The 23,807-nt window shown below is 68.1% G+C and carries 19 protein-coding genes and 3 riboswitches; of the genes, 11 read left to right on the forward strand and 8 right to left on the reverse strand.

The features are described 5' to 3' along the window. Both ABW16_RS26975 and ABW16_RS22800 read right to left on the reverse strand, forming a co-directional pair. Window positions 1-546 (reverse strand): FHA domain-containing protein (locus ABW16_RS26975; protein ID WP_200900708.1); only part of this gene is annotated, 546 nt, incomplete at its 3' end. 10 nt (window positions 547-556) lie between these two features. Then, entirely contained in the window at window positions 557-1,741 is a 1,185-nt protein-coding gene (locus ABW16_RS22800) for an NADH:flavin oxidoreductase (protein WP_047321487.1), read from the reverse strand. 93 nt (window positions 1,742-1,834) lie between these two features. On the opposite strand from ABW16_RS22800, the gene ABW16_RS22805 reads away from it, so the two are divergent. From ABW16_RS22805 to kasB, 5 genes are all read left to right on the forward strand, one after another. After that, complete coding sequence (locus ABW16_RS22805; RefSeq protein ID WP_047321488.1) at window positions 1,835-2,683, forward strand: bifunctional methylenetetrahydrofolate dehydrogenase/methenyltetrahydrofolate cyclohydrolase; 849 nt, start codon at window positions 1,835-1,837, stop codon at window positions 2,681-2,683. After that, window positions 2,680-2,970 (forward strand): DUF3017 domain-containing protein, encoded by a 291-nt coding sequence (locus tag ABW16_RS22810; RefSeq protein ID WP_047321489.1) that lies wholly within the window; start codon window positions 2,680-2,682, stop codon window positions 2,968-2,970. Before ABW16_RS22805 ends, ABW16_RS22810 begins: the two co-directional genes overlap by 4 nt. Window positions 2,971-3,134: 164 nt before the next feature. Continuing rightward, the gene (locus ABW16_RS22815; protein ID WP_047321490.1) at window positions 3,135-4,055 is read left to right on the forward strand and encodes a cyclopropane mycolic acid synthase family methyltransferase; all 921 of its coding nucleotides are present in this window, start codon (window positions 3,135-3,137) and stop codon (window positions 4,053-4,055) included. Window positions 4,056-4,082: 27 nt separating this feature from the next. After that, the gene (locus ABW16_RS22820; RefSeq protein WP_047321500.1) at window positions 4,083-4,943 is read left to right on the forward strand and encodes a cyclopropane mycolic acid synthase family methyltransferase; all 861 of its coding nucleotides are present in this window, start codon (window positions 4,083-4,085) and stop codon (window positions 4,941-4,943) included. A 23-nt stretch (window positions 4,944-4,966) separates the two neighbouring features. After that, on the forward strand, window positions 4,967-6,229 hold the full coding sequence (gene kasB, locus ABW16_RS22825) for a 3-oxoacyl-ACP synthase KasB (RefSeq protein ID WP_047321491.1): 1,263 nt from the start codon (window positions 4,967-4,969) through the stop codon (window positions 6,227-6,229). A gap of 43 nt (window positions 6,230-6,272) precedes the next feature. On the opposite strand, the gene ABW16_RS22830 is transcribed toward kasB, so the two are convergent. Further along, window positions 6,273-6,710: a DUF732 domain-containing protein gene (locus ABW16_RS22830; protein WP_047321492.1), complete on the reverse strand. Its 438-nt coding sequence runs from the start codon at window positions 6,708-6,710 to the stop codon at window positions 6,273-6,275. 260 nt (window positions 6,711-6,970) lie between these two features. Here ABW16_RS22830 and ABW16_RS22835 point away from each other — a divergent pair, with 260 nt between their 5' ends. Together ABW16_RS22835 and ABW16_RS22840 are read left to right on the forward strand one after the other, a co-directional pair. After that, window positions 6,971-9,139: a cellulase family glycosylhydrolase gene (locus tag ABW16_RS22835; RefSeq protein ID WP_233424855.1), complete on the forward strand. Its 2,169-nt coding sequence runs from the start codon at window positions 6,971-6,973 to the stop codon at window positions 9,137-9,139. 174 nt (window positions 9,140-9,313) lie between these two features. Then, window positions 9,314-10,825, forward strand: a complete 1,512-nt coding sequence (locus ABW16_RS22840) for a PE-PPE domain-containing protein (RefSeq protein WP_233424856.1) — start codon at window positions 9,314-9,316, stop codon at window positions 10,823-10,825. A gap of 9 nt (window positions 10,826-10,834) precedes the next feature. Here ABW16_RS22840 and ABW16_RS22845 read toward each other — a convergent pair whose 3' ends face one another. From ABW16_RS22845 to ABW16_RS22855, 3 genes are read right to left on the reverse strand one after another with little or no spacing between them, the layout of a single operon-like run. Then, complete coding sequence (locus tag ABW16_RS22845) at window positions 10,835-11,581, reverse strand: class I SAM-dependent methyltransferase (RefSeq protein WP_047321493.1); 747 nt, start codon at window positions 11,579-11,581, stop codon at window positions 10,835-10,837. Beyond that, a complete protein-coding gene (gene metX / locus ABW16_RS22850) occupies window positions 11,578-12,714 on the reverse strand; it encodes a homoserine O-acetyltransferase MetX (protein ID WP_047321494.1) in 1,137 nt (378 codons plus the stop codon). Before metX ends, ABW16_RS22845 begins: the two co-directional genes overlap by 4 nt. Window positions 12,715-12,725: 11 nt before the next feature. After that, window positions 12,726-14,066, reverse strand: coding sequence for a bifunctional o-acetylhomoserine/o-acetylserine sulfhydrylase (locus tag ABW16_RS22855; protein ID WP_047321495.1), 1,341 nt, complete (start codon window positions 14,064-14,066; stop codon window positions 12,726-12,728). Between the two features lie 140 nt (window positions 14,067-14,206). Continuing rightward, window positions 14,207-14,326, reverse strand: a riboswitch (SAM riboswitch). Window positions 14,327-14,470: 144 nt separating this feature from the next. Here ABW16_RS22855 and ABW16_RS22860 point away from each other — a divergent pair. Further along, window positions 14,471-16,705 (forward strand): NADP-dependent isocitrate dehydrogenase, encoded by a 2,235-nt coding sequence (locus ABW16_RS22860; protein ID WP_047321496.1) that lies wholly within the window; start codon window positions 14,471-14,473, stop codon window positions 16,703-16,705. A gap of 24 nt (window positions 16,706-16,729) precedes the next feature. Here ABW16_RS22860 and ABW16_RS22865 read toward each other — a convergent pair whose 3' ends face one another. Next, window positions 16,730-18,409, reverse strand: a complete 1,680-nt coding sequence (locus tag ABW16_RS22865; RefSeq protein WP_233424857.1) for a glycosyltransferase — start codon at window positions 18,407-18,409, stop codon at window positions 16,730-16,732. Between the two features lie 91 nt (window positions 18,410-18,500). Then, window positions 18,501-18,642, forward strand: a riboswitch (cobalamin riboswitch). Window positions 18,643-18,672: 30 nt separating this feature from the next. Here ABW16_RS22865 and ABW16_RS22870 point away from each other — a divergent pair. Beyond that, window positions 18,673-20,274, forward strand: coding sequence for a PPE family protein (locus ABW16_RS22870; protein WP_047321497.1), 1,602 nt, complete (start codon window positions 18,673-18,675; stop codon window positions 20,272-20,274). Between the two features lie 6 nt (window positions 20,275-20,280). Here the strand turns inward: ABW16_RS22870 and ABW16_RS22875 are convergent, their stop codons facing one another. Then, complete coding sequence (locus tag ABW16_RS22875; RefSeq protein ID WP_200900709.1) at window positions 20,281-20,937, reverse strand: pyridoxamine 5'-phosphate oxidase family protein; 657 nt, start codon at window positions 20,935-20,937, stop codon at window positions 20,281-20,283. Between the two features lie 40 nt (window positions 20,938-20,977). On the opposite strand from ABW16_RS22875, the gene ABW16_RS22880 reads away from it, so the two are divergent. Then, window positions 20,978-22,291, forward strand: a complete 1,314-nt coding sequence (locus ABW16_RS22880) for an aminotransferase class I/II-fold pyridoxal phosphate-dependent enzyme (RefSeq protein WP_047321499.1) — start codon at window positions 20,978-20,980, stop codon at window positions 22,289-22,291. A 22-nt stretch (window positions 22,292-22,313) separates the two neighbouring features. Next, a riboswitch (cobalamin riboswitch) is annotated at window positions 22,314-22,497 on the forward strand. 75 nt (window positions 22,498-22,572) lie between these two features. Continuing rightward, the coding region (locus ABW16_RS22885) for a PPE family protein (RefSeq protein WP_047321504.1) at window positions 22,573-23,807 on the forward strand (1,235 nt) is incomplete at its 3' end.

The raw sequence follows: 23,807 nt of genomic DNA on the forward strand, positions 1-23,807 counted from the left end.
GGACTGATACACCGGTGGCCGGTGCGGGGCGGGCGGCGGGGGATACGGTGCCGGTCCGGTCGGTGGCCGATAGGGCTGCTGCACGCCGGGATGCCCGGCCGACCGCGGATCCGCATACGGCGCGGGTTCGGGCGGCGCCGGCCAGCCCGCCGGCTGCGGCGGCCGGCCCGGGCGCGCGATGCCGGGCTGCGGCACCTGGATCGACACGGTCTGCGGCGGCCGGCCGGCCTGACCCTGGTGCCGCCCCACCTCGAAGGCGACCCGGGGCCCGTCCGGGTTGCCGAGGTTGACGGCCTGTCCGTCCCGGATGTCGACGACCGGCACCCGCTGGCCGTTGACGTAGATGCCGTTCAGTGAGCCGTTGTCGATCCCCAGCCACCGGCCCTGCTCGAAGCGCAGCAGCAGGTGCGCCCGCGAGACCAGGGGATGCGGGATGCGGATGTCAGCCCGCAGGTCGCGCCCGATGACTACGTCGTGGCCTGCGGAGAACGTGCCTTGCGACCCGTCGTAGCGGACGGTCAGCACCGGCGGGACTGGGTGACTCATCGAGTCAACTCTAGCGAGTTGCGTCCGGTGCGCCGGTAACGACGCAGTGCGTCCGCTCATAGATCGTCGGCATGCACTGGTTGCAGTGGATGCACTCCGACAGCGTGGTCGAGTCGTCGGCGATTCGGTTGACCAGGTCCGGTTCGGCCAGCAACGCCCGGGCCATCGCGACGAACTCGAATCCCTCGGCCATCGCCTGATCCATCGTCGCCCGGTTGGTGACACCGCCCAGCAGGATCAGCGGCATCGACAGCTCGGCGCGGAACAGCCGGGCGTTGTCCAGCAGGTAGGCGTCGGTGTAGGGGTACTTGCGCAGGAACCTGTTGCCGGTCATCCGCATGCCCCAGCTCAACGGCGGGGGAAAGACCCTGGCGAATTCCTTCACCGGGGCGTGCCCGCGGAACAGGTACATCGGGTTGACCAGCGAGCTGCCGGCGGTCAGCTCCAACGCGTCCAGGCCGCCGTCGTCCTGCAGCCATTTCGCGGTGGTCAGCGACTCGTCCAGATTGATACCGCCGCGGACTCCGTCGGCCATGTTCAGTTTGGCCGTCACCGCGATCTGTCCGCCCACCGCGCGATGCACGGCCGCCACAATGCCGCGGGCCACCTTGGCCCGGTTGGCCAGCGACCCGCCGAACTCATCGGAGCGGCGGTTGATCAGCGGGCTCAGAAAGGAACTCGCCAGATAGTTGTGGCCGAGATGGATCTCGACGGCGTCGAACCCGGCGTCCACGGCGTAGCGGGCGGCGTCGGCGTGCTGGGCGATGACCAGGTCGATGTCGTCGCGGGTTGCCTTCTTGGCGAAGCGCATGCCGATCGGGTTGAAGAACCGCACCGGGGCCAGGGCGCGGGCCTTGTTGGAGCGCGCGTCGGCGACTGGGCCGGCGTGGCCGATCTGAGCGCTGACCAGGGCCCCCTCGGCGTGCACGGCGTCAGTGAGCCGGCGTAGCCCGGCGACCGCCTCCGGGCGCATCCACAGCCCGTCGTTGGAGGTGCGCCCGCCTTGCGAGACAGCGCAGTAGGCCACGGTGGTCATGCCCACTCCGCCGGCGGCCGGCAGCCGGTGATATTCGATGAGATCGTCGGAGGCCAGCGCATTAGGCGTGCGGTTCTCGAACGTCGCAGCTTTGATGATCCGGTTGCGCAACGTGATCGGGCCGAGCTTGGCGGGACTGAAGACGTCGGGAACGGGCATAGCCGGAGCTTAACGGCGACCGCAAGCGCGGCGAAGCCGGGCGAAGCGGGTCGTCGTCATTGGCGTCGCGCGCGGACATGCCAGACTGTCCGCGTGGGTGCGATTACGTTGGACGGCAAGGCCACGCGCGACGAGATCTTCGTTGACCTTCAGGCACGAGTGGCGGCGCTGACCGCCGCGGGCCGCACGCCTGGTCTGGGCACCATTCTGGTCGGTGACGACCCCGGCTCACACGCCTACGTGCGCGGCAAGCACGCCGACTGCGCCAAGGTCGGCATCACCTCGATCCGCCGCGACCTGCCGGCGGACTGCAGCCCGGCCCAGCTCAACGACACCATCGACGAGCTGAACGCCAACGACGACTGCACCGGCTACATCGTGCAGCTGCCGCTGCCCAAACATCTGGACGAGAACGCCGCACTGGAGCGCGTCGACCCGGCCAAGGACGCCGACGGGCTGCATCCGACCAACCTGGGTCGGCTGGTGCTGGGCACCCCGGCGGCGCTACCCTGCACCCCGCGCGGCATCGTGCACCTGCTGCGCCGCTACGAGGTGCCGATTGCCGGCGCCCACGTCGTGGTGATCGGGCGTGGCGTGACGGTAGGGCGCCCGCTGGGGCTGTTGCTGACCCGCCGGTCGGAGAACGCCACCGTCACGCTGTGCCACACCGGGACCCGTGATCTTGCGGAGCTGACCCGCCAGGCCGACATCATCGTGGCCGCGGTCGGGGTGCCGCACATGCTCACCGCCGACATGGTGCGTCCGGGCGCGGCGATCGTCGACGTCGGGGTATCGCGTACCGACGCCGGGCTGGTCGGCGACGTGCACCCCGACGTGTGGGAGGTGGCCGGTCATGTGTCGCCCAACCCCGGCGGGGTGGGTCCGCTGACTCGGGCGTTCCTGCTGACCAACGTGGTGGAAAGGGTCGAGGGCACGCTGTGAGGGCCGCCGATGTCCGCCGGGTGATCGCCGCGCAGTGGCCGATCTTGCTGGTCGGGCTGATCTTCACGGCGGCGTTCGTGCTGGCCGGGGCGAACTTCTGGCGGCGCGGCGCGCTGCTGATCGGGATCGGGACCGGGGTGGCCGCCGCGCTGCGCCTGGTGCTGTCCGAGGATCGGGCCGGGCTGCTGGTGCTGCGGGACCGGGGGCTGGACTTCGCGACGATGACGACGGCGGCGACGGTGATGCTCTACGTGGCCGCGACCATCGACCCGCTCGGGACCAGCTAGTCGTTTTTTACCTGCCCGACAATTTCTCGAGCGCGACGGGCGCATCCGCCAGTTCTGCCCATCAGATCGGGTGACGTGTTTGACCCTCCCGCGCGCCGGGAACCCGCGCGGGTACGGCCGGTTCACGTCGGTCGGACGAGTCGGGGAGGAAGCCGGTGCCCGAAATGAATTCATCAGCAGGGTCGTATTCAAGGTCCCTGGGCGTCGAACTGCTTCCGGATGTCGACCACGTCCGGTCGCACTACGACCGGTCCAACGAATTCTTTCGGCTGTGGCTGGATCCGACGATGACCTACAGCTGCGCATATTTCGAGCGCGACGATATGACGCTCGAACAAGCTCAGATGGCCAAAGTGGACTTGGCATTGGGCAAGTTGGGCCTGCAGCCCGGGATGACGCTGCTCGACATCGGTTGCGGTTGGGGCTCCACCATGCGGCGGGCCGTCGAGAAGTACGACGTCAATGTCATCGGGCTGACACTGAGCGAAAACCAAGTGGTCCATTGCGCACAGAAATTCGCCGAAATGGACAGCCCACGCTCGAAACAGGTGCGACTGCAGGGCTGGGAGGAATTCGACGAACCGGTGGACCGCATCGTGTCCTTGGGGGCCTTCGAGCACTTCGCCGATGGCGTCGGCACCTACGAGCGCTACGACGACTTCTTCACCATGTGCCACCGCGTCCTGCCCGACGACGGAGTGATGCTCCTGCATTCCATCGTGGTGCCCACCGCCGAAGAGGGCGAGCGGCGGGGGCTGAAGAAGACGATGTCGTTGTTGCGCTTCATCCATTTCATCCTGACCGAGATCTATCCCGGCGGACGGTTGCCGCAGATCTCGATCGTTGACGAGCATGCGACCCGCTGCGGCTTCTCGATCACCCGCCACCAGCTGATCGGGTCGAATTATGTGCGCACCTTGGATACCTGGGCCAAGGCACTGGAAGCGCACAAGGACCAGGCGGTCGAGCTGAAAGGCGAGCAGACCTACGAAACGTTCTTGAAGTACCTGACCGGTTGCCGCGAGCTGTTCCGTGACGGTTACACCGACGTCTGCCAATTCACGATGGAAAAAGCAGTGGCATAAGCGAATTCGGAGGACAAGATGGTCCAGATGACCAATCTCAAGCCGTACTACGAAGAGTCTCAAGCGGCGTATGACATCTCCGATGACTTCTTTGCGCTGTTCCTCGATCCGACGATGGCCTACACGTGCGCGTACTTCGGGCGCGACGACATGACCCTCGAGGAAGCGCAGAACGCGAAGTACGACTTGGCATTACGCAAACTCAACCTCGAACCGGGGATGACGGTGTTGGACGTCGGTTGCGGGTGGGGAGCAGGGCTGGTCCGGGCGGTGACGAAGTTCGATGTCAATGTCATCGGTATCACGCTCAGTCGCAACCACTACGCACGCAGCGCGGCCAGTTTGGCGGCGATCGAGACCGAGCGGCGGGCGGAGGCGCGCTTGCAGGGCTGGGAGGAGTTCGACGAGAAGGTCGATCGGATCTTCACCATCGAGGCGTTCGACGCATTCAAGAAGGCGCGCTATGCCGCGTTCTTCGAGCGAGCCTACGAGATTCTGCCCGATGACGGCCGAATGCTCTTCCACAGCATATTCACCTATCCCCAGACCTATTGGCGCGAGCATGGCATCAAAGTGACGATGAGCGATCTGCGCTTCGTCCGGTTCCTCGGCAAGGAGATCTTTCCCGGCGGGGAGATGGCGGGCCGCGACGACATCTACGAATACTCCCAAGGCGCCGGATTCCATATCCAGGACGCCTTTCTGATGCCGGAGCACTACATCCGGACCCTGGACATGTGGGCGGCCAATTTGCGGAGCAACCGCGAACGCGCCATCGCCCTGCAATCCGAAGAAGTGTACGAGCGCTATCTCCGCTATCTGACCGGCTGCGCCGACCTCTTCCGCAGGGGGATCAGCAACGTCGGGCAGTTCATCTTGACCAAGTAGCGGCCCGGAAGCGAGGCGCGGATATGGCCCGAGTGACTCGGCTCTCCACCGGGAAAGGCCTTCCCGAGGTCGTCATCACCGGAGTCGCGATGACGACTGCGCTGGCAACCGACGCCGACGAAACCTGGAAGAAATTGCTGGACGGACAGAGTGGCATCCGCAAGCTCGACGACCCGTTCGTCGAGCAGTTCGACCTCCCAGTGCGTATCGGCGGCCATCTGCTCGAGGACTTCGACCACGAGCTGAACCGCAAGGAATTGCACCGGCTGTCATACCTGCAGAAAATGGCGGTCATCCTCGGCCGTCGAGTCTGGGCGAATGCCGGCTCGCCGGAGGTGGATTCACGTCGCTTGCTGGTGTCGATCGGCACCGGGCTCGGCTCGCCCGAAGAGCTGGTCTGGGGATACCAGGGCATGGTGGAGCGCGGCATGAGGGCAGTGTCGCCGCTGGGTGTGCAGAAATACATGCCCAACGCCGCGGCCGCTGCCGTGGGGCTGGAACGTGGCGCCAAGGCGGGTGTCTTCACCCCGATCTCGGCGTGCGCTTCGGGCGCCGAGGGTATTGCGCAGGCCTGGCGCAACATCGTCTACGACGAAGCCGACATCGCGATCTGCGGCGGGGTCGAGACCAAGATCGAAGCGGTGCCCATCGCGGGATTCGCCGCGATGCGCATCGTGCTCTCCACCACCAACGACGACCCGGCGGGTGCCTGCCGGCCCTTCGACGCCGACCGCAACGGCTTCGTGTTCGGCGAGGCCGGCGCCTTGATGGTCATCGAGACTCATGAGCACGCAAAGGCGCGCGGCGCAACGATTCTCGGCCGGTTGATGGGTGCCGGCATCACCTCAGACGGCCATCACATCGTGGCGCCCGATCCGCTGGGCGAACGAGCGGGATACGCCATGACGCGGGCAATGGAACTTGCCGGGCTGGCTCCCCGCGACATCGACCACATCAACGCGCACGCCACCGGGACCCGAATCGGGGACCTGGCCGAGGCCCAGGCGATCAACAACGCCATGGGCGCCCACCGTCCGGCGGTGTATGCGCCCAAGTCCGCGCTCGGCCATTCGGTGGGTGCGGTCGGGGCGGTGGAAGCGATCCTGACCGCACTGACGCTGCGGGACGGTGTGGTCCCGCCGACGCTGAACCTGCACCGGCTCGACCCGGAGATCGATCTGGACGTCGTCGCCGGCGACGTGCGGCCGGGCGACTACCGCTACGCGATCAGCAATTCCTTCGGATTCGGCGGCCACAACGTGGCGCTCGCGTTCGGCAAGTACTAGCAAGTACTAGCAAGTACTAGCAGGGAGCCCGCGGCTGCGAGTGCTAAAACCCGGGGATGGCCGGAATGGCCGGGATCCCACCGGTTAAGCCGGGAACACCGACCGACATCCCAGGGATCTGCGGCAGATCCGGCACCTGACCGCTGGCCAGCTGAGACAGCATCTGGGGGCAGTAGATCTGCACGGCGATCTCGGTGAACAGCTGCGCCATCTGCGGCGACAGGGAGGGGCCGCCGCCCAGGCCGGCGACCGGGGCCGCCACTGACGCGGCGGTGCCGGCGGGCTCGGTCAGCATCGGGCACACCGACTGGCCGAGAGCTGCCGTCGCGGCCGGGTCGGCGACCGGAATGCCGGCCCCGGCCAGATCGGACAGGAACGACGTGTCGACCGGGCTCGCCTGCGCCGGTGCCGCGAATCCGGTGGTCGCGATCAGGCCGGCTAAGCCTGCTCCCGCGCCCGCCTTGATCATGAAGCCTGGCATGCATCCCCCTCGTCGTGGTCCGGCGCCGAGCGGTACCCGGGACTTGTCCGAACGTTCTTGTTGAAATCCTGCATCAAAGCGATAACACCGGCGAGTCGGCCGGGTCACGGTTTGCCTACGGCGCTATATCGCCCGGGCCGATGCCGCATTTTCGGGGCTTTGAGCCGAAATCGAGGCTCAGCCCGCTACGTTTGTTGGAATCATTCATCCAAGGCACATGCAACGCTCAGTTTTATGGGACGAAGAGAGGTCCACGCCAGATGGCTCGACGTCGCAGCGGCACAGTCAATCGTCGGGCGGTAGGGCTGGGCGCCGCGGTCGGCTCGGCCCTCGCGGTCAGCGTGACCGCACCGGTCCCCGCGAGCGCCGAGGTGATCGACGACGTGCTCGAGCAGGTGATGGCGCCGTTCGTGGACGCGGCCACCCACAGCGTGGACTGGCCCGCGCTGTCGAGCCCGGCGGCTTGGGACGCATTCTTCGATCCGGCGCACTGGAACGACGTCCTGGCCGGGATCTCCGGAGCGCCGAGCGCGGGAGCAGCCGATGCGACGGCGTGGCTGCAACAGCTCATCTACACCCCGCTGCACACCGGCATCGAAAGCTGGATCCATGCCACCGGCCCCACGCCAATCCTGGACGGGCTCAACGATCTCAGTAGGGCGCTGGGGTGGGGCGCGATGATCGCCGACGGCACGGCAGGAACCGAGGCGCATCCCGACGGCGGTGACGCGGGCTGGCTCTTCGGTGACGGCGGCGCCGGCTGGGACAACACCGCCGGCGGTGACGGCGGGGCCGGGGGAGCGGCCGGCATGTTCGGCAACGGCGGCGCCGGTGGCGACGGGGGTGACGGTGGTTTCGGGGGCAACGGCGGAGACGGCGGTGCCGGCGGCTGGCTGATGGGCGTCGGCGGTGCCGGTGGCGACGCCGGCAACGGTGTCTACGGCGGCGCCGGCAGCCTGCCTGCGCTGGGCGGTGCCGGCGGTGCGGCCGGCATGTTCGGGATCCACGGCGCGGTCGGGCACTTCGGCACCCTGGCCGGCGCCCCGGACAGTGGCCCCTACACCGGCCTGTCCACCGCCGGCGCCTGGATCACCGACAGCGACGGCAAGGTGGTGATCCTGCACGGGCTCAACCAGGTCTACAAGATCGCGCCGTACACGCCGGGCGCCGGCGGGTTCGGCGACGACGACGCGGCGTTCCTGGCGGCCAACGGCTTCAACGCCGTTCGGGTGGGGGTGCTCTGGGCCGGCGTGGAGCCGCAGCCCGGCGTGTTCGACCCCGACTACCTCGCCGCGATCAAGCAGACCGTGCAAACCCTGGCCGACCACGGCATCTACAGCATTCTCGACTTCCATCAGGACTTCTACAATGCGGGCTTCGGTGGCGACGGCGCGCCGGACTGGGCGGTTCTGACCGGTGGGTTGCCCAACCCCGACGTCGGCCAGATCGGCACCTATCTGGTCAACCCCGCGCAGCTGCACGCCTGGGATGCGTTCTGGTCCAACGCCAAAGCCGAGGATGGGATCGGGCTGGCCAACCACTACGCGCGCTCGTGGCAGTACGTCGCCGACTACTTCAAGGACGACGCCAGTGTGGCCGGCTACGGGATCATCAACGAGCCGTGGCCGGGCTCGCCGTGGCTGTCTGCCGCGTTGGGCAGTCCGCACTTCGACGCCCAGACCCTGACGCCGTTCTACAACCAGATGACCGCGGCGATCCGCTCTGTCGACCCGAACACCCCGGTGCTGTTCGAACCGACTTTCCTGTTCAACACGGCCATACCGACGTCGTTGGGAGTCGTGGACGATCCACACGGCATCTTCGCGTTCCACAACTACTGCCTGGCGAACTCGGTGTTCGACATCGACTTCGGCTGTGGGCTCAACTTCGACATCCTGTTGAACAACGCTGCGGCATATGCCGACTCGCACAACGTCCCGGCGCTGATGACGGAGTTCGGCGCCACCGCCAACGCTGGTGTCATCGCCAATACATTGGCGCACACCAACCCCTATCGGTACGGCTGGCTGGAGTGGGCCTATACCGGCGGTGACGTCGCCAGCAGCTCTCCGGAGGGTCAGGCGCTGGTCTTCGACACCAATCTGCCGCCGGTGGGCGACAACGTCGACGCCGCCAAGCTGGCGGCGCTTGCCGAGCCGTACCCGCAGACGATCGCCGGTGTGCCGACCGCCTGGTCGTTCGCAGGCGGCGTCTTCCACTTCAGCTACTCCACCGCGATGGCTGACGGCTCGGGCGGTTTCGCCGCCGACGCGCAGACCCGAATCGTGGTGCCGGCGCTGCAGTACCCGGACGGCTACCAGGTGGACGTCATCGGCGGGCACGTGGTGTCCGGAGCCGGCTCCTCGGTGCTGGTGATCGCCGCCGACCACGGCGCCAGCACCGTCGACGTCCTGGTCAAGCCGGCCTGAGCGGGAGTGGACCACCCGGAAGCGACGCAAACTTCCAGCCGGACGACTGGCGCGTTCCCAGGGCCAACGCCGTCAGCGGCTGAATTTACTACAGTTAAAACTTAGAGTTATTCAGAATTACTTCAGCATTTCAACATGTAGGGGCTAATGTTCTGCACGCAAAAAGCAGTTTCCGTGCCGCTGCCGGAGGTCGCCATGAAGGTAATCCCCACGTTCCACTCGCTGGGTGTTGCGGCGGTAGCCGTGACCAGCGCCGCCGCGGTGGCTTCGCCGGTCATGACGCCGGCCTGGGTGTCCGCGGCGCGCACGGTGGTCGCGGAGGTGGCGCTGCTCGACAACGTCGCCCTGGTCATGGGTGGCAGCGGCACCCCCATCCCGGGAACGTGGGACTTTCACTGGGCCGACCAATACCTCTCCCACCTCGGGTACGGCGACTACACCATGCAGGGCGTCTTCACCCCCGAAGGTCTCTACCCCGGAACCGGCGTCAAGAGCCTGCCGCTGGACACCTCGGTCGACCAGGGTGTGCAGATGCTCGACGCGACTCTTCGCGACCGCATCGCAGCCGGCGACAACGTGGTCGTCTACGGCGTCTCGCAGAGCGCCGTCCTGTCGTCGATCGAGATGAACCAGCTGCTCAGCTCCGGCAGTGCCCCCGACCCCGACCAGCTGTCGTTCGTCTTGATCGCCAATGAGATGTTCCCCAACGGCGGCCTGCTGTCCCGATTCGCCGTCCCGGACGTCCCGCTCTACATCCCGTCCATGGGGATCGACTTCTACGGCGGCACGCCCGACACCCCGTACGCGACTGACATCTACATCGCGGAGTACGACGGATTCTCCGACTTCCCGCGCTACCCGCTGAACTTCCTGTCGACGCTCAATGCCGTGCTGGGGATCGCGCTGGTGCACGGCCCCGGCTACAGCCGCCCGGACTCCATCGACAGTGCCCAGCTGTTGCTGGGGTCCACCAACTACGACGGGCCCCTGACGCTGCCCGACGGCGCCTCGGCCGCCCTCAACACCGACTACTACATGATTCCGACGGAAATCCTGCCGCTGCTGCAGCCGCTGCTCGGAATCCCGGTGATCGGCGAGCCGCTGTATGACCTGCTGGAGCCCGTCACCCGGATCCTGATCGACCTGGGTTACGGCAACGTCGACACCTACGTCGACGGGGAGCTGACCCATGGCGGCTGGGACATGGGCCCGGCGAATCTGCTCACCACCTACGGCGTGTTCCCGGACATCGACGTGTTCACCCTGCTGAACTCACTGGCGCAGGGAGCGCAGCACGGATTCAACGACTTCATCTACGACCTCGGTCACTTGTCGCTGGGCGGCCCGGCCGACGCGCTCGGTTCGGGGATGGACTTCGCGCTGCCGAGCCTCCTCGATGTCGTCAACACGTTCTCCGGCGCGGCCTCGACGCTATACTCGGTGCTGCTGCCGACCGCGGACATCATCAACGCCTTGCTGACCACCATGCCCGCCTACGACATCAGCATGTTCTTCAACGCATTCGGCAACGGCGACGACCTGCTGACCACGCTGACGAACGCGATCGGACTTCCGCTTGCGGCCGACGTCGGGCTGATCCCCACGGCCATCGGTTTCGAACTGATGAGCGTGATGAGCGCGTTCCAGTCGATCGCCAACGACTTCGCCGACCTGTTCAGCGCGTAGCCATCAGGATCAGTGCAGCGTTGCTCGCGTGCACACCGTGATGTAGGGCAGCGCCAGGCCGGTGGACCCGACCAACGCCGGATGGGTGGCCAGCAGGTTGCGGACCTGGTCCAGGGTCTGGGTGCGCACCGCGTCGGGTGAGGTGATGCAGTAGCTGCGCGAGGCGACCAGGTCGATCAGCGCCTGCGGCGTGAGATAACTGGTCCACTCCACCTGGTGGCTTTCGATGTCGCCGAACGGCGCCGGCAGACTCACCCCGGCGTCGACCACGTCGCGGGCGTCCTCGCGGCCGATGATCTTGCCAAGCTCCTTGACCCAGCCCAGCCGTTCGTCGCGGGTATTCCACACCAACCCCAGCCGGCCGCCGGGCCGCAGCACCCGCACCAGCTCGGGGATGGCCCGGGCGGGGTCGAACCAATGCCACGCCTGGGCCACCAGCACGGCGTCGACGCTGTCGTCGGGCAGCGGGATCTGCTCGGCTGACCCGAGCAGTGCCGGGGTTCCCGGCAGGGCGGTGGCCAGCACCTCGAGCATTTCGGCGATCGGGTCCACCGCCACCACGTCCAGGCCGCGCTCCACCAGGCGGGCGGTGAGCTTGCCGGTCCCGGCGCCCAGGTCGAGGACGTCGCGGGCCCCCGGCGGCAGCAACCAGTCGATCGCCTCCGGCGGGTAGGACGGACGGCCCCGCTCGTAGGCGGCGGCTTGGGAACCGAACGACAGCGAGCGGTCGCGGCGACCCTGATCGGACGGGCTCACCGCCGGCGGTCCCCGGCCGCGCGCGCCAAGTCCAGGGTCTGGCGGATCAGCTCGCCGACCCGGCCGGTCTCCAGCAGAAAACCGTCGTGCCCGCAGTCGGAGTCCACCACCTGCAGGCCGTCGCAGCCGGGCAGCAGCTCCGCCAGCTCGGCCTGCAACCGCAGCGGGTACAACCGGTCCGAGGTGATTCCGGCGACCACCGCGGGGACCGGGCAGCCGCTTAATGCCGCCGCGACTCCACCTCTTCCCCGGCCCACGTCGTAGCTGGACAGCGAGTCGCTCAGGGTCACATAACTGCCCGCGTCGAACCGCGCCACCAGCTTGTCGCCCTGATACTCCAGGTAGCTCTGTACGGCGTAACGCGGGTCCGCTGGATCTTCCTCGGCCTGCGCTCTATTGGCGAAGCGCCGGTCCAGCTCGGCCTCGCCGCGGTAGGTCAGGTGCGCGATGCGCCGGGCGATCGCCAAACCGGCCTCGGGACTGCGGCCGGTGCCGTGGTAGTCGCCGCCCTGCCAGTCCGGGTCGGCCTTGATGGCCGCGATCTGGGTGCTCTGCGTGCCGATCTGGTCGGCGGTCGCCCGGGCGCCGACGGCCAGCAGCAAGCCCGCGCCCACCCGGTCCGGGTGGCTGACCATCCACTCCAGCCCGCGGGCGCCGCCCATCGAACCGCCCAGCACGGCGGCCACCTCGGTGATACCCAGCGCGGCCAGCGCCGCGACGTCCGCCTGCACCTGGTCGCGAATCGTGATCGCGGGAAACTTTGAGCCCCAAGGCTTCCCGTCGCGGGCCAACGATCCCGGGCCGGTCGACCCGCGGCAGCCGCCCAGCACGTTGGTGGCCACCGCACACCAGCGGTCGGTGTCGATCGGGGCGCCGGGACCGATCACCCCGTCCCACCAGCCGGGGGTGGGATGGCCCGGCCCGGCGGGCCCGGTGACGTGAGAATCCCCGGTCAGTGCATGCAGCACCACGACGACGTTGTCGCGCTGGGGCGAGAGCTCGCCCCAGCGCTGCACGGCGATATGCACGTCGTCGAGCACCGCGCCGCTCTCCAATGTCAGCGACCCGATGGGGACCACGCCGGTCTCTCCCTCGGCGGGCAGTAGCTGCCTGGACACGTCGGAGATCGTCACCGGAGACCGCCTCAACGAGCCGCCAGCGCCGACGAGTCGCCGAGCTGTGCCGAGGCCGCGGAGAAGCCGAGCTCCAGGTCCGCCAGGATGTCTGCGATGCCCTCGATGCCGACCGCCAGCCGGACCAGGCCCGGGGTGACACCGCTGGCCAGCTGCTCTTCGGCGCTGAGCTGGGCGTGCGTCGTCGACGCCGGGTGGATCACCAGCGAGCGCACGTCACCGATGTTGGCGACGTGGCTGTGCAGCTGCAGTGCGTCGACGAATGCCTTGCCGGCCTCGATGCCTCCCGCGAGCTCGAACGAGAGCACACCGCCGACACCCTTCGGTGCCAGCTGCTGGGCCCGGGCATGCCACGGCGAGCTGGCCAGCCCGGCGTAGTTGACACTGAGCACGTCGTCGCGGGCCTCCAGGAACTCCGCGACCCGCTGGGCATTGGCCACGTGACGCTCCACCCGCAGGCTCAACGTCTCCAGGCCTTGGGCGATCAGGAACGCGTTGAACGGCGAGACCGCCGCCCCCAGGTCGCGCAGCAGCTGCACGCGGGCCTTCAGCGCGAACGCGGGTGCGCCCAGCTCGGCGAAGACCACCCCGTGGTAGCTCGGGTCGGGTGTGGTGAAGCCGGGGTGGCGGCCCTGCGTCCAGTCGAAGCTTCCGCCGTCGACGATCACGCCGCCGATCGCCGAGCCGTGCCCGCCCAGGTACTTGGTGGCCGAGTGCACCACGATGTCGGCACCGTGGGCAAGCGGCTGGATCAGATAGGGCGTGGCAACCGTGTTGTCGACGATCAACGGCACCCCGTGCTCGTGCGCCACTCCCGACACCCCGGGGATGTCGAGCACGTCGATCTTCGGGTTGGAGATGGTCTCGGCGAAGAAGGCCTTGGTGTTCGGCCGCACCGCCGCCCGCCAGGACTCCAGGTCATCGGGGTCCTCGACGAAGGTGGTCTCGATGCCCAGCTTGGCCAGCGAGTGGTGCAGCAGGTTGTAGGTACCGCCGTAGAGCCGTGGGCTGGAAACGATGTGGTCACCGGCGCCGGCGAGGTTCAGGATCGCGTAGGTCTCCGCGGCCTGCCCGGAGGCCACCAGCAGGGCGGCGACCCCGCCCTCGAGTGCGGCGATCCGCTGCTCGACGACGTCAGTGGTCGGGTTCATGAGCCGGGTGTAGATGTTGCCCGGAACCTCCAGGCCGAACAGCTTGGCCGCGTGATCGGTGCTGTCGAACGTGTACGACGTGGTCTGGTAGATCGGCAGCGCGCGCGCATTGGTGGCAGCGTCGGGAGCCTGCCCGGCATGGACCTGCTTGGTCTCGAACGACCAGTGCGAACTGGGGTCGGTGTTGTTCTCGGCGGTCATCGGTGAATGTTTTCCTCGGAGTTGTTATCGCTGGGTTGTCGAACGGATTCGGCGTGGGTTAGCGACAACAGCAACGGGTGAGCGGGCGCAAGGAGGCACGCATCAGGTTCCCCTGTCTACTCGGGGGGCCCGTTGTGGCGGACCCGCGCTTGCCGCGTAGCCGCTGGTGGCTACTCAACCCGGTCATCACCCGGGGCACCCCACCGCGGTTGGAGGGTTGCCGGCCAGCAAGCCGGGGCTTCGCGCTGGCACTCATGACCGTCAAGCAGCTTATCGCATCTCCCGGAGCTGTCGCCACCTGCTCACCGGCGGTGGACGCGCCGGTGAGGTACGCGATACTGATGCCGCCGTGTACCACGCGGCACAAAATCGTTCGCCACGAACCTGACGCCGGGAGAACAGCCATGTGCGCCGACCAACCGACCATCATCTACACGTTGACCGACGAGGCGCCGCTGCTGGCGACCTACTCGTTCCTGCCCATCGTGCAGGCTTTCACCGGACCCGCGGGTATCGACGTGAAGCCCAGCGACATCTCCTTGGCGGCCCGCATCCTCGCGGAGTTCCCCGACGAGTTGACCGAGGAGCAGCGAGTACCGGACAACTTGGCCGAACTGGGGCGGCTCACCCTGCTGCCGGACACCACCATCATCAAATTGCCCAACATCAGCGCGTCGGTGCCGCAGCTGGTCGCCGCCATCAAGGAGTTGCAGGGCAAGGGCTTCGCGCTGCCGGACTTCCCCGAGGACCCGAAGACCGACCGGGAGCGCGACGTGCGCAACCGCTACGCCAAGTGCCTGGGAAGCGCGGTGAACCCCGTTCTGCGGGAAGGCAACTCGGACCGTCGAGCGCCCAAGGCGGTCAAGGAGTACGCACGCAAGCACCCGCACAGCATGGGCGAGTGGTCGCAGGCGTCGCGCACTCACGTGGCGACCATGAAGCACGGCGACTTCTACCACGGTGAGAAGTCGATGACGCTGGACCACGACTGCGACGTCAAGATGCAGCTGAAAGCCAAGAGCGGCAAGACCATTGTGCTCAAGGAGAAGGTGTCGCTGCTCGACGGCACCGTCATCGATTCGATGTTCATGAGTGTCAAGGCGCTGCGCGAGTTCTACGAGGAGCAGATGGAGGACGCCCGCAAGACCGGCGTGATGTTCTCCCTGCACGTCAAGGCCACCATGATGAAGGTCAGCCACCCCATCGTGTTCGGCCACGCCATCAAGGTGTTCTACAAGGACGCCTTCGCCAAGCACCAGGCGCTCTTCGACGACCTCGGCGTCAACGTCAACAACGGCCTGGTCGACCTCTACAGCAAGATCGAGGCGCTGCCGGCCTCCAAGCGTGAGGAGATCATCGAGGATCTGCACGCCTGCCACGAGCACCGTCCCGAGCTGGCGATGGTGGACTCGGCCAACGGCATCACGAACTTCCATTCGCCCTCGGACGTGATCGTGGACGCCTCCATGCCGGCGATGATCCGGGCCGGCGGCAAGATGTACGGCGCCGACGGGCGGCAGAAGGACACCAAGGCGGTCAACCCCGAATCGACGTTCGCGCGGATCTACCAGGAGATGATCAACTTCTGCAAGACCCACGGCCAGTTCGACCCGGCCACTATGGGCACCGTGCCCAACGTCGGTCTGATGGCACAGAAAGCCGAGGAGTACGGCAGCCACGACAAGACCTTCGAGGTCCCCGAGGCCGGTGTCGCCGAGATCGTGGACCTGGCCACCGGCGAGGTGCTGCTGAGTCAGAACGTGGAGACCGGCGACATCTGGCGGCTGTGCACCGTCACCGACGCCGCCATCCGGGACTGGGTGAAGCTGGCCGTCCAGCGGGCCCGGGCATCGGGCATGACGGCGGTGTTCTGGCTGGACACCGAGCGTCCGCACGAGGCCGAACTGCGCAAGAAGGTCAAGACCTATCTCAAAGACCACGACACCGAGGGCCTGGAGATCCAGATCATGCCGCAGGTGTGGGCCATGCGCTACACGTGCGAGCGGCTGATCCGCGGCCAGGACACCATCGCCGTCACCGGCAACATCCTGCGCGATTACCTGACCGACCTGTTCCCGATCCTGGAGCTGGGCACCAGCGCCAAGATGCTGTCGATCGTGCCGCTGATGGCCGGGGGCGGCATGTACGAGACGGGCGCGGGCGGCTCGGCCCCCAAACACGTCAAGCAGCTTGTGGAGGAGAACCACCTGCGCTGGGACTCACTCGGCGAATTCCTGGCGCTCGGCGCCAGCTTCGACGATCTGGGCGCCAAGACCGGCAACCCGCGGGCCAAGATCCTCGGCCAGACGCTGGACGCGGCGATCGGCAAGCTGCTGGACAACAACAAGAGCCCGTCGCGCAAGACCGGGGAGCTCGACAACCGTGGCAGCCAGTTCTACCTCGCCAAGTACTGGGCGGAGGAGCTCGCCGCGCAGACCGAGGACGCCGGGCTGGCCAAGCACTTTGCCGCGTTGTCGGACGCACTGGACAAGAACGAGGACGTCATCCTGGGCGAACTGGCCGAGGTCCAGGGCAAGCCGGTGGACATCGGCGGCTACTACGCGCCCGACCACGACCTGACCTCGGCGGTGATGCGGCCCAGCCCGGCGCTGAATGCGGCGATCGACGTCAAGGACTGACTCGTCAGCCGACCTGGGAGTGGGTCACTCCAGGATGGCGAGTACTTCGTCGAGAGTGGCGGTGCCGCCGACCTGATTGCGTCGCGTGGTGTCGAACATCGCCGGGCCGGTGGCGGCCGTCTCGGTCAGCAGGTAGCGGCCGGTGCCGGGGGCGCGGCGCACGGTGTCCTCGGCCGCGCAGGTGCCGATCAGCTTCACCGCGTCGGCGAAGTTGATGCCTACCTGGAACACCTCCGGTTCGGCTTGCAGTACGCCGGTCAGCCGGGTGATGAGGTTCTCCGGGGCAAAGAACCGCCAGCCCGAGTCCAGCCGCAACCAGTAGCGACCACCGACGGCATCGCTGATTTCGGTGCCGGGATCGGCGAACTCCACAAACGGATACCGCTGCGCCAGCAGCCCCCGATCTTCGGCTGACAGGCCGGTGTCGATCACCAGGAAGCGTCCGGCGCGCGCCACGTCGAGGCAGCAGTGCAGGAACGAGTTCAGGGTCTGCTCGGTGCTGGCTCGGTCGGGCCCGGTGCGCAGGCTGACCGTCACCTCAGTGTCAGGCGGCCCGGCAACCAGGTTGTGCGCCAAGGCTTCCGGGTAGCTCGATGCCGCGTCGAGCATGGCCGGAACCGAAAAGTCGCGGTTGGAAGCGATGCGTTGCCGTTCGTCGTCGGGGATGTCGGCGCCGGCCAGCAGGCCTCGGCACAGGGTAAACGCTTCGTCGTGCTTGCCGAGCCACGACGCGCACACCGCCCGCTCGTCGATCGCGCGCAAACTGTAGACCCCCGCATCGACGAAAAGCTGGTCGTCGGGGATCGGGATTTCAGTGGCCAGCTTGGCGAACAGGTAACCGAGCTCGTAACGCCCCGCGCAGCGGTAAGCGAACGCGATGCAATACAGCGGCTCGGCACGCGACGGCCGAAACTCCCAGGCCCGCAGGTAGGCGGCCTGCACTTCCGGCCACGGTTCACCGAGTACTTCCATGGCACCGGCCTTGCGGTGCAGCGAGTAGTACACCTCTTCGTCGAAGCCGCCCATTTCCACCCGCCGCGAGTACCACGTGCGCGCGGCGGCGAAATCCTCCAGATCGAAGTAGGTCTGCGCCAGATAAAAGACCGACCGTGCGTCCTCGGGGTCGAGCTCTACCGCGGCCAGCAGTAGATCCCGGTCGCGGGCGTACTTGAGCGGGTCCAGGTTACGGGCGCCGAGACGCCGTGACTCGATGGCGTAGTCGCCGTCGAGACGGGTGTTGAGGTGGTCTTCGTCGCAGATGACGCGCTCGTGGACCACACCGACGTAGCGCGCCGGCAACCCGTCGCGGAACAGTTGGGGGCGCCAGCCGGTGACACCGTCGTCCAGGATGCGCATCTCGTAGATGTCGGCGTCCAGGCCGGTGAAATCTGGTGTGCCGTGGATCGTGTCGTCGGCATCCATCACCCAGATGTAGTCGCTGCGGCCCTGCGCCAGCGCCAGCGCCTCGGTGCGGTTGTGCCCGAAGTCGCGCCAGGGCCGCTCGTACAGCTCGCCGGGAATGCCCAGGGCCGCCATGTGGTCGCGGATCACCTGCTGGGTTCCGTCCTGCGAGCCGGTATCGACGATCACCCACGAACTGATGTAGGGCGCGGTGGCGTCCAGCACCTCCCGAATGACGTGGGCCTCGTCCCGGACGATCATGTTGAGGCAGATCGTGGAGCGGGTGTTCGCCGGATCGGACACGGTCGGCAGATTACCTGGTGCCCGGTGAGTGTGAGTCCACCGACGAAAGCGCCGGGAGATTCGCCGTGGATTTCACAGTCGGCGGTGGTCAAGGCGCCGGGCGTGCGACAATTCGCCGGTAAGGCGATGACGATGTAGGAAGCCGGTGCGAATCCGGAGCGGTCCCGCCACTGTCATCGGGGGAGTGAACTCACCCGAGAGCCAGACACTCACGTCGTCGCAACCTCCGATTCGGGGCGGGTAACCCGAGAGAGCTGACGAACGTGACCGCGCCGATCTGGATCGCGTCTCCGCCCGAAGTCCACTCGACATTGCTGTCGGCCGGACCTGGGGCCGGTCCGCTGTTGGCGTCGGCGACGGCATGGAGCTCGTTGAGCACCGAATACGGTGCGGTCGCCGACGAGTTGACGGCGCTGCTGGGAGCGGTGCAGGCCGGGGCCTGGCAGGGCCCGAGCGCCGAAGCGTATGTGGCGGCCAACCTGCCGTACCTGGCGTGGCTGATCCAGGCCCGCATCGCCAGTGCCCTCACCGCCGCCGCGCAGCAGACCGCCGCCAGCGCCTACAACAGCGCGTTGGCAGCGATGCCGACGCCGGCGGAGCTCGCGGCCAACCACGCCACCCACGCGGTGCTGGTGGCCACCAACTTCTTCGGCGTGAACACCATCCCGATCACGCTCAATGAGGCGGACTACGGCCGGATGTGGTTGCAGGCGGCCACCGTGATGGCCACCTATCAAGCCGTTGCCGGCACCGCGGTGGCTTCGAGCCCGCAGACATCCGCGGCGCCGCAGATCGTCAAAGCGCAGTCCGCGGACGCCAGCCAACCGCAGCTCCCGCCGGATCGGCAGAACGAGATCATGGAATGGCTGCAGAACAGCGGCTATACCGACTTCTACAACAACGTGCTGCAGCCGATGATCAACGAGCTGGCGAACAACCCCTTCTTCTCGTCGATGTTCGGCGGGTTCGACCCCTGGCTGCCCATCCTGGGCAACCCGCTGGGCTTCCTGAGTCCCTACAACATTGCGTTCGCGATCGGCTACCCGATGGACTTCGGCTCGTTCGCCGCCTACCTGTCGCAGACGTTCGCGTTCATCGGCGCCGATATCGCCGCGGCGTTCGCATCCGGCAATCCCAGCACCATTGCCTTCACGCTGATGTTCACCGCCGTGGAGGCGATCGGCACGATCATCACCGACGTGATCGCGCTGCTCAAGACGTTGCTGGAGCAGGCTCTGGTGTTGATTCCGGTAGTGCTGCCGATGCTGACCGCGGCGCTGGCGCCACTGGCCGCGGCACCGTTGGCGGGACTGGCGGGGCTGTCCGGTCTGGCTGCGCTGCAGGCCGTACCGGTGCCGTTGGCCCCGGTCCTGCCCCCGCCGTTCGCCGGACTGACGGTGGCTCCCACGCCGCCGGCTCCCGCGCCGGCCCCCGCTCCCGCTCCGGCCCCTGCGCTGGCGACGCCGACGCCGCCTGGTGCGCCGCCTGCGCCTCCGCCGCCGCCCGCGCCACCGCTGTCCCCGGGCGACAGTCTGGCCGCGATGTATCTGGTCGCCGGTGTGAGCCAGCAGGCTCGCCGGCCCGCGGGCACCGGCGCACGGCGCCGCCGCCAGGCGCCCGAGCCCGACACCAGCGAGGTGCCGGCGCCGGTGGCCGCCGAGGCGAAGGCCAAGGCTCGCCGGCGTCGCAAGGCGAAGGTGGACATGCTCGGCCGCGGCTATGAATACATGGACCTGGAGGACGCCGCGGACGACGTGGTGCCGAGCGGACTCACCGCCCTTGCCGCGGACGCTTTCGGCGGCGGCGCCACCACCCCGATGACGCCGGGCACCTGGATGCCGGAGTACGGCAGGCAGACGAGCTAGGGGCTGTCAGCGCGGTCTGCGGTAGGACTCCAGATAGGACGGCAGCGCGACGGCCGGGTCGAGATCGGCGGCCGGCTCCGGACGCCCGGCCACCAGGCTCAGCGGAACCACCCCGGCCCAGTGCGGCAGCGCCAGGTCCTCGGCATCGTCGGCGGGGCCGCCGGCTCGTATCTTGGCCGACACTTCGACGAGGTCGAGAGCCAGTACCGCCGTCGCCGCCAGTTCGCGGCGGTTGGGCGGGCGGGTGTCGGCGGCCCGGCCGGGCGCGACGTGATCGAGCAGCGCCGCCAACGCGAGCCGCTTCTCGCCCTCGTCGTCGACCAGGCGGGCGGAACCGATGACCACCACCGAGCGGTAGGCCATCGAATGGTGCAGTGCCGAGCGGGCCAGCACCAACCCGTCGACCAGGGTGGCGGTGACGCAGACCGGCAGACCGGCGGGGCCGGCGGCCAGCACCGGGCCGCTGCCGGTGGACCCGTGCAGATACAGCGTCTCGTCGACCCTGGCGTGCGTGGTCGGCAGCACCACCGGATGGCCGTCGCGGGCATAACCCAGATGGCAGATCAGCGCCTCGTCCAGGATGCGGTGCACGACCTCGCGGTCGTAGCGGGCCCGTTCCCGGTACCGGGTCGGGGTGGTCTGCGGTGTCGGTGCATAGGACACGGACTTGCCTCCAACTATGTACTAGTGCAATATAAAATACGTGGCAGTACAATATCGGATTTCCGGTGAGGGTGCTGAGGCTATCGCGGCCAGCGTCGAGGAAGGCATCGCGGACGGTGCGCTGGCGCCGGGCGCAGCGTTGCCGCCGATTCGCGGTCTGGCGCAGCAGCTCGGGGTGAATCCGAACACCGTGGCCGCCGCCTACCGGCTGTTGCGCGACCGCGGCGCCGTCGAGAGCTCGGGGCGGCGCGGCACCCGGGTGCGCGACCGCCCGGCGACCACGCCGCGTTCACTGCGCGGGCTGGCCGTACCCCCGAACGTGCGGGACCTGTCCACCGGAAACCCCAACCCGGCACTGCTGCCCGTTATCGCCGTGCCGGCACGCCCGGGACCCCTTGTGCTTTACGGGGATCCCCCGATCGCACCGGCACTGGCCGAGCATGCCGCGAGCGAGCTGGCCGCCGACGGCGTGCCGGCCGACCACCTGGCGGTCACCTCGGGAGCCCTGGACGGAATCGAGCGGGTGCTCAGTGCGCAGCTGCGCCCCGGTGACCGGGTGGCGGTCGAAGATCCGGGGTGGCCCAACCTGCTTGACCTGCTCGGCGCATTGGGGCTCACCCCGGAGCCGGTCGGGGTCGACGACGACGGTCCGGTGCCGGCCGACCTGGCCCGCGCGCTGCGGCGCGGGGTGCGTGCGGTGGTGGTGACCAGCCGCGCTCAAAACCCCACCGGTGCAGCGGTTTCCGCGGAGCGTGCCAACGTTCTGCGGGGGCTGTTGGACGAATCGGAGGTGCTGCTGATCGAAGACGACCACGGTGCGGCGATCGCCGGGGTGCCGCTGCACCCGCTGGCGGGCGTGACCCGGCGCTGGGCGTTCGTGCGATCGGCGGCCAAGGCGTATGGCCCGGACCTGCGGTTGGCGGTGCTGGCTGGGGATCAGCGCACCGTCGAGCGCGTGCAGGGTCGGCAGCGGCTGGGGCCGGGCTGGGTCAGTCACCTGCTCCAGAACGTGGCGGTCGAACTGTGGAACGACGCCGCGGCGGCGCGGCGGGTGGCCGACGCCGAAGCCGCCTACCGCGCGGCCCGCGTCGGGCTGTGCACGGCGCTGGCCGACCGGGGCGTGGTCGCTCACGGCCGTTCCGGGCTCAACGTGTGGATCCCGGTATCCGACGAGGCGGTGGCGATGACGGCGTTGTTCGCCGCGGGCTGGGCCGCGGCCCCGGGGGCGAGGTTCCGGATCCGCAGCACCCCGGGCCTGCGGGTCACCATCGCCGAGTTGGCCCCCGCCGACGTCGGCCCGCTGGCCGATGCGATCGCGGCAGCGGTGCGTGGCCCCGGCCGGGGCAGCGTGTAGCCGCGCTTTGCCGCCAGAGAGACGCGGTGGCGTGCGATAATGCACCGGTACGGCAACGATGGTGCAGGAAGCCGGTGTGAATCCGGCACGGTCCCGCCACTGTGATCGGGGAGCGACCCTCAACAGCCACGGCTCTTAGCGGAGTTGGAAGGCGAGGCGAGCGTTGATCCGAGAGTCAGGACACTCACATCGTCGCATCCTGCGACCCGGGGCGGTGTACCCCGAGAGAGCTGACGAACCCCTATGTTTCGCCCTTTTCGGGTGGCATCCGGCGGTCCGCGATGACGGCGCCGATCTGGATGGCCTCTCCGCCAGAAGTACATTCGATGTCACTGTCGGCCGGGCCTGGTGCCGGCCCCTTATTGTCGTCGGCCGCTGCGTGGAGCGCGCTGAGCACTGAATACGCCGAGATCGCCGACGAGCTGACGGCGGTGCTGGGCGCGGTCCAGGCCGGAGCGTGGCAGGGCCCGTCAGCCGAGGCGTTCATGGCGGCCAACGTGCCCTACCTGGCGTGGTTGGTGCGTGCCGGTGGTGATGCGACGGTGACGGCCGCACAGCAGCAGACCGCGGCGGTGGCCTACACCAGCGCGTTGGCGGCGATGCCGACCATGGCCGAGCTGGTCGCCAACCATGTCACGCACGCGGTGCTGGTGGGCACAAACTTCTTCGGTGTCAACACGATTCCGATCGCGCTGAACGAGGCCGACTACGCGCGGATGTGGGCGCAGGCCGCCGCCGTGATGACCGCTTATCAGGCGGTGGCCGGCGCCGCGGTGGCGACCGCCGCGGCAGCTCAGACCGAACCGGCGCCCACGGTGCTCAAGGCGCCCGGCAGTGCGGCGGATACCGCACCGGAGCCACCGCAGTGGTTCCTCGACTTCGCCAAATGGCTGGAAAGTCTGGTGCCCAGTCCGCCCTATCCCGACAGCAGCCAATACCCGCTGTATGCCGAGTTGCAGGAGTTCTTCAACAAGATCGGTTTCACCGGGTTCGCAGACCCGCTCGCCGATTTCTTCGCCAGCCTGCAGAACGGATCGTCGTTGCTGCCGCCGTGGGGTGTCCCGGGGTCGTGGCTGGCGTGGACCGGCAACCCGCTGGGCTACCTCAACCCGGCAAACCTGGCCTACATCTTCTCGGTGCCGCTGGACCCGGGCTCCTACTTCGCGTTCACCAGCATCGTGATCGTCGACGACCTGATCGCGATCATGTACACCGCGCTGTTCAACCCGCAGGGCCTGGGCCTGGTCATCCCGATGGCGATGGTCGAGATCGTCGGGTCCACGATCGGCAACACCATCCAGGCGCTCAACTACCTGATCACCCAGACGGCACTGCTGCCGGCGCTGTTGCCGGCGCTGGCCGCCACGACCGTGCTCGCTCCGGCCGGAGTGATCGGGGGTCTGGGTATCGGGGCGCTGGCGCATCATGCGGCAGTCGCCGCGGTGCCGCCCCCGCCCGCCCCGCCGCCACCCGGGCTGGCGATGGCGCAGGCGCCGGCAGCAGTGCCGTCTGGGTG

The sequence above is a fragment of the Mycolicibacter heraklionensis genome (genome assembly GCF_001021505.1).
Taxonomy (GTDB): domain Bacteria; phylum Actinomycetota; class Actinomycetes; order Mycobacteriales; family Mycobacteriaceae; genus Mycobacterium; species Mycobacterium heraklionense.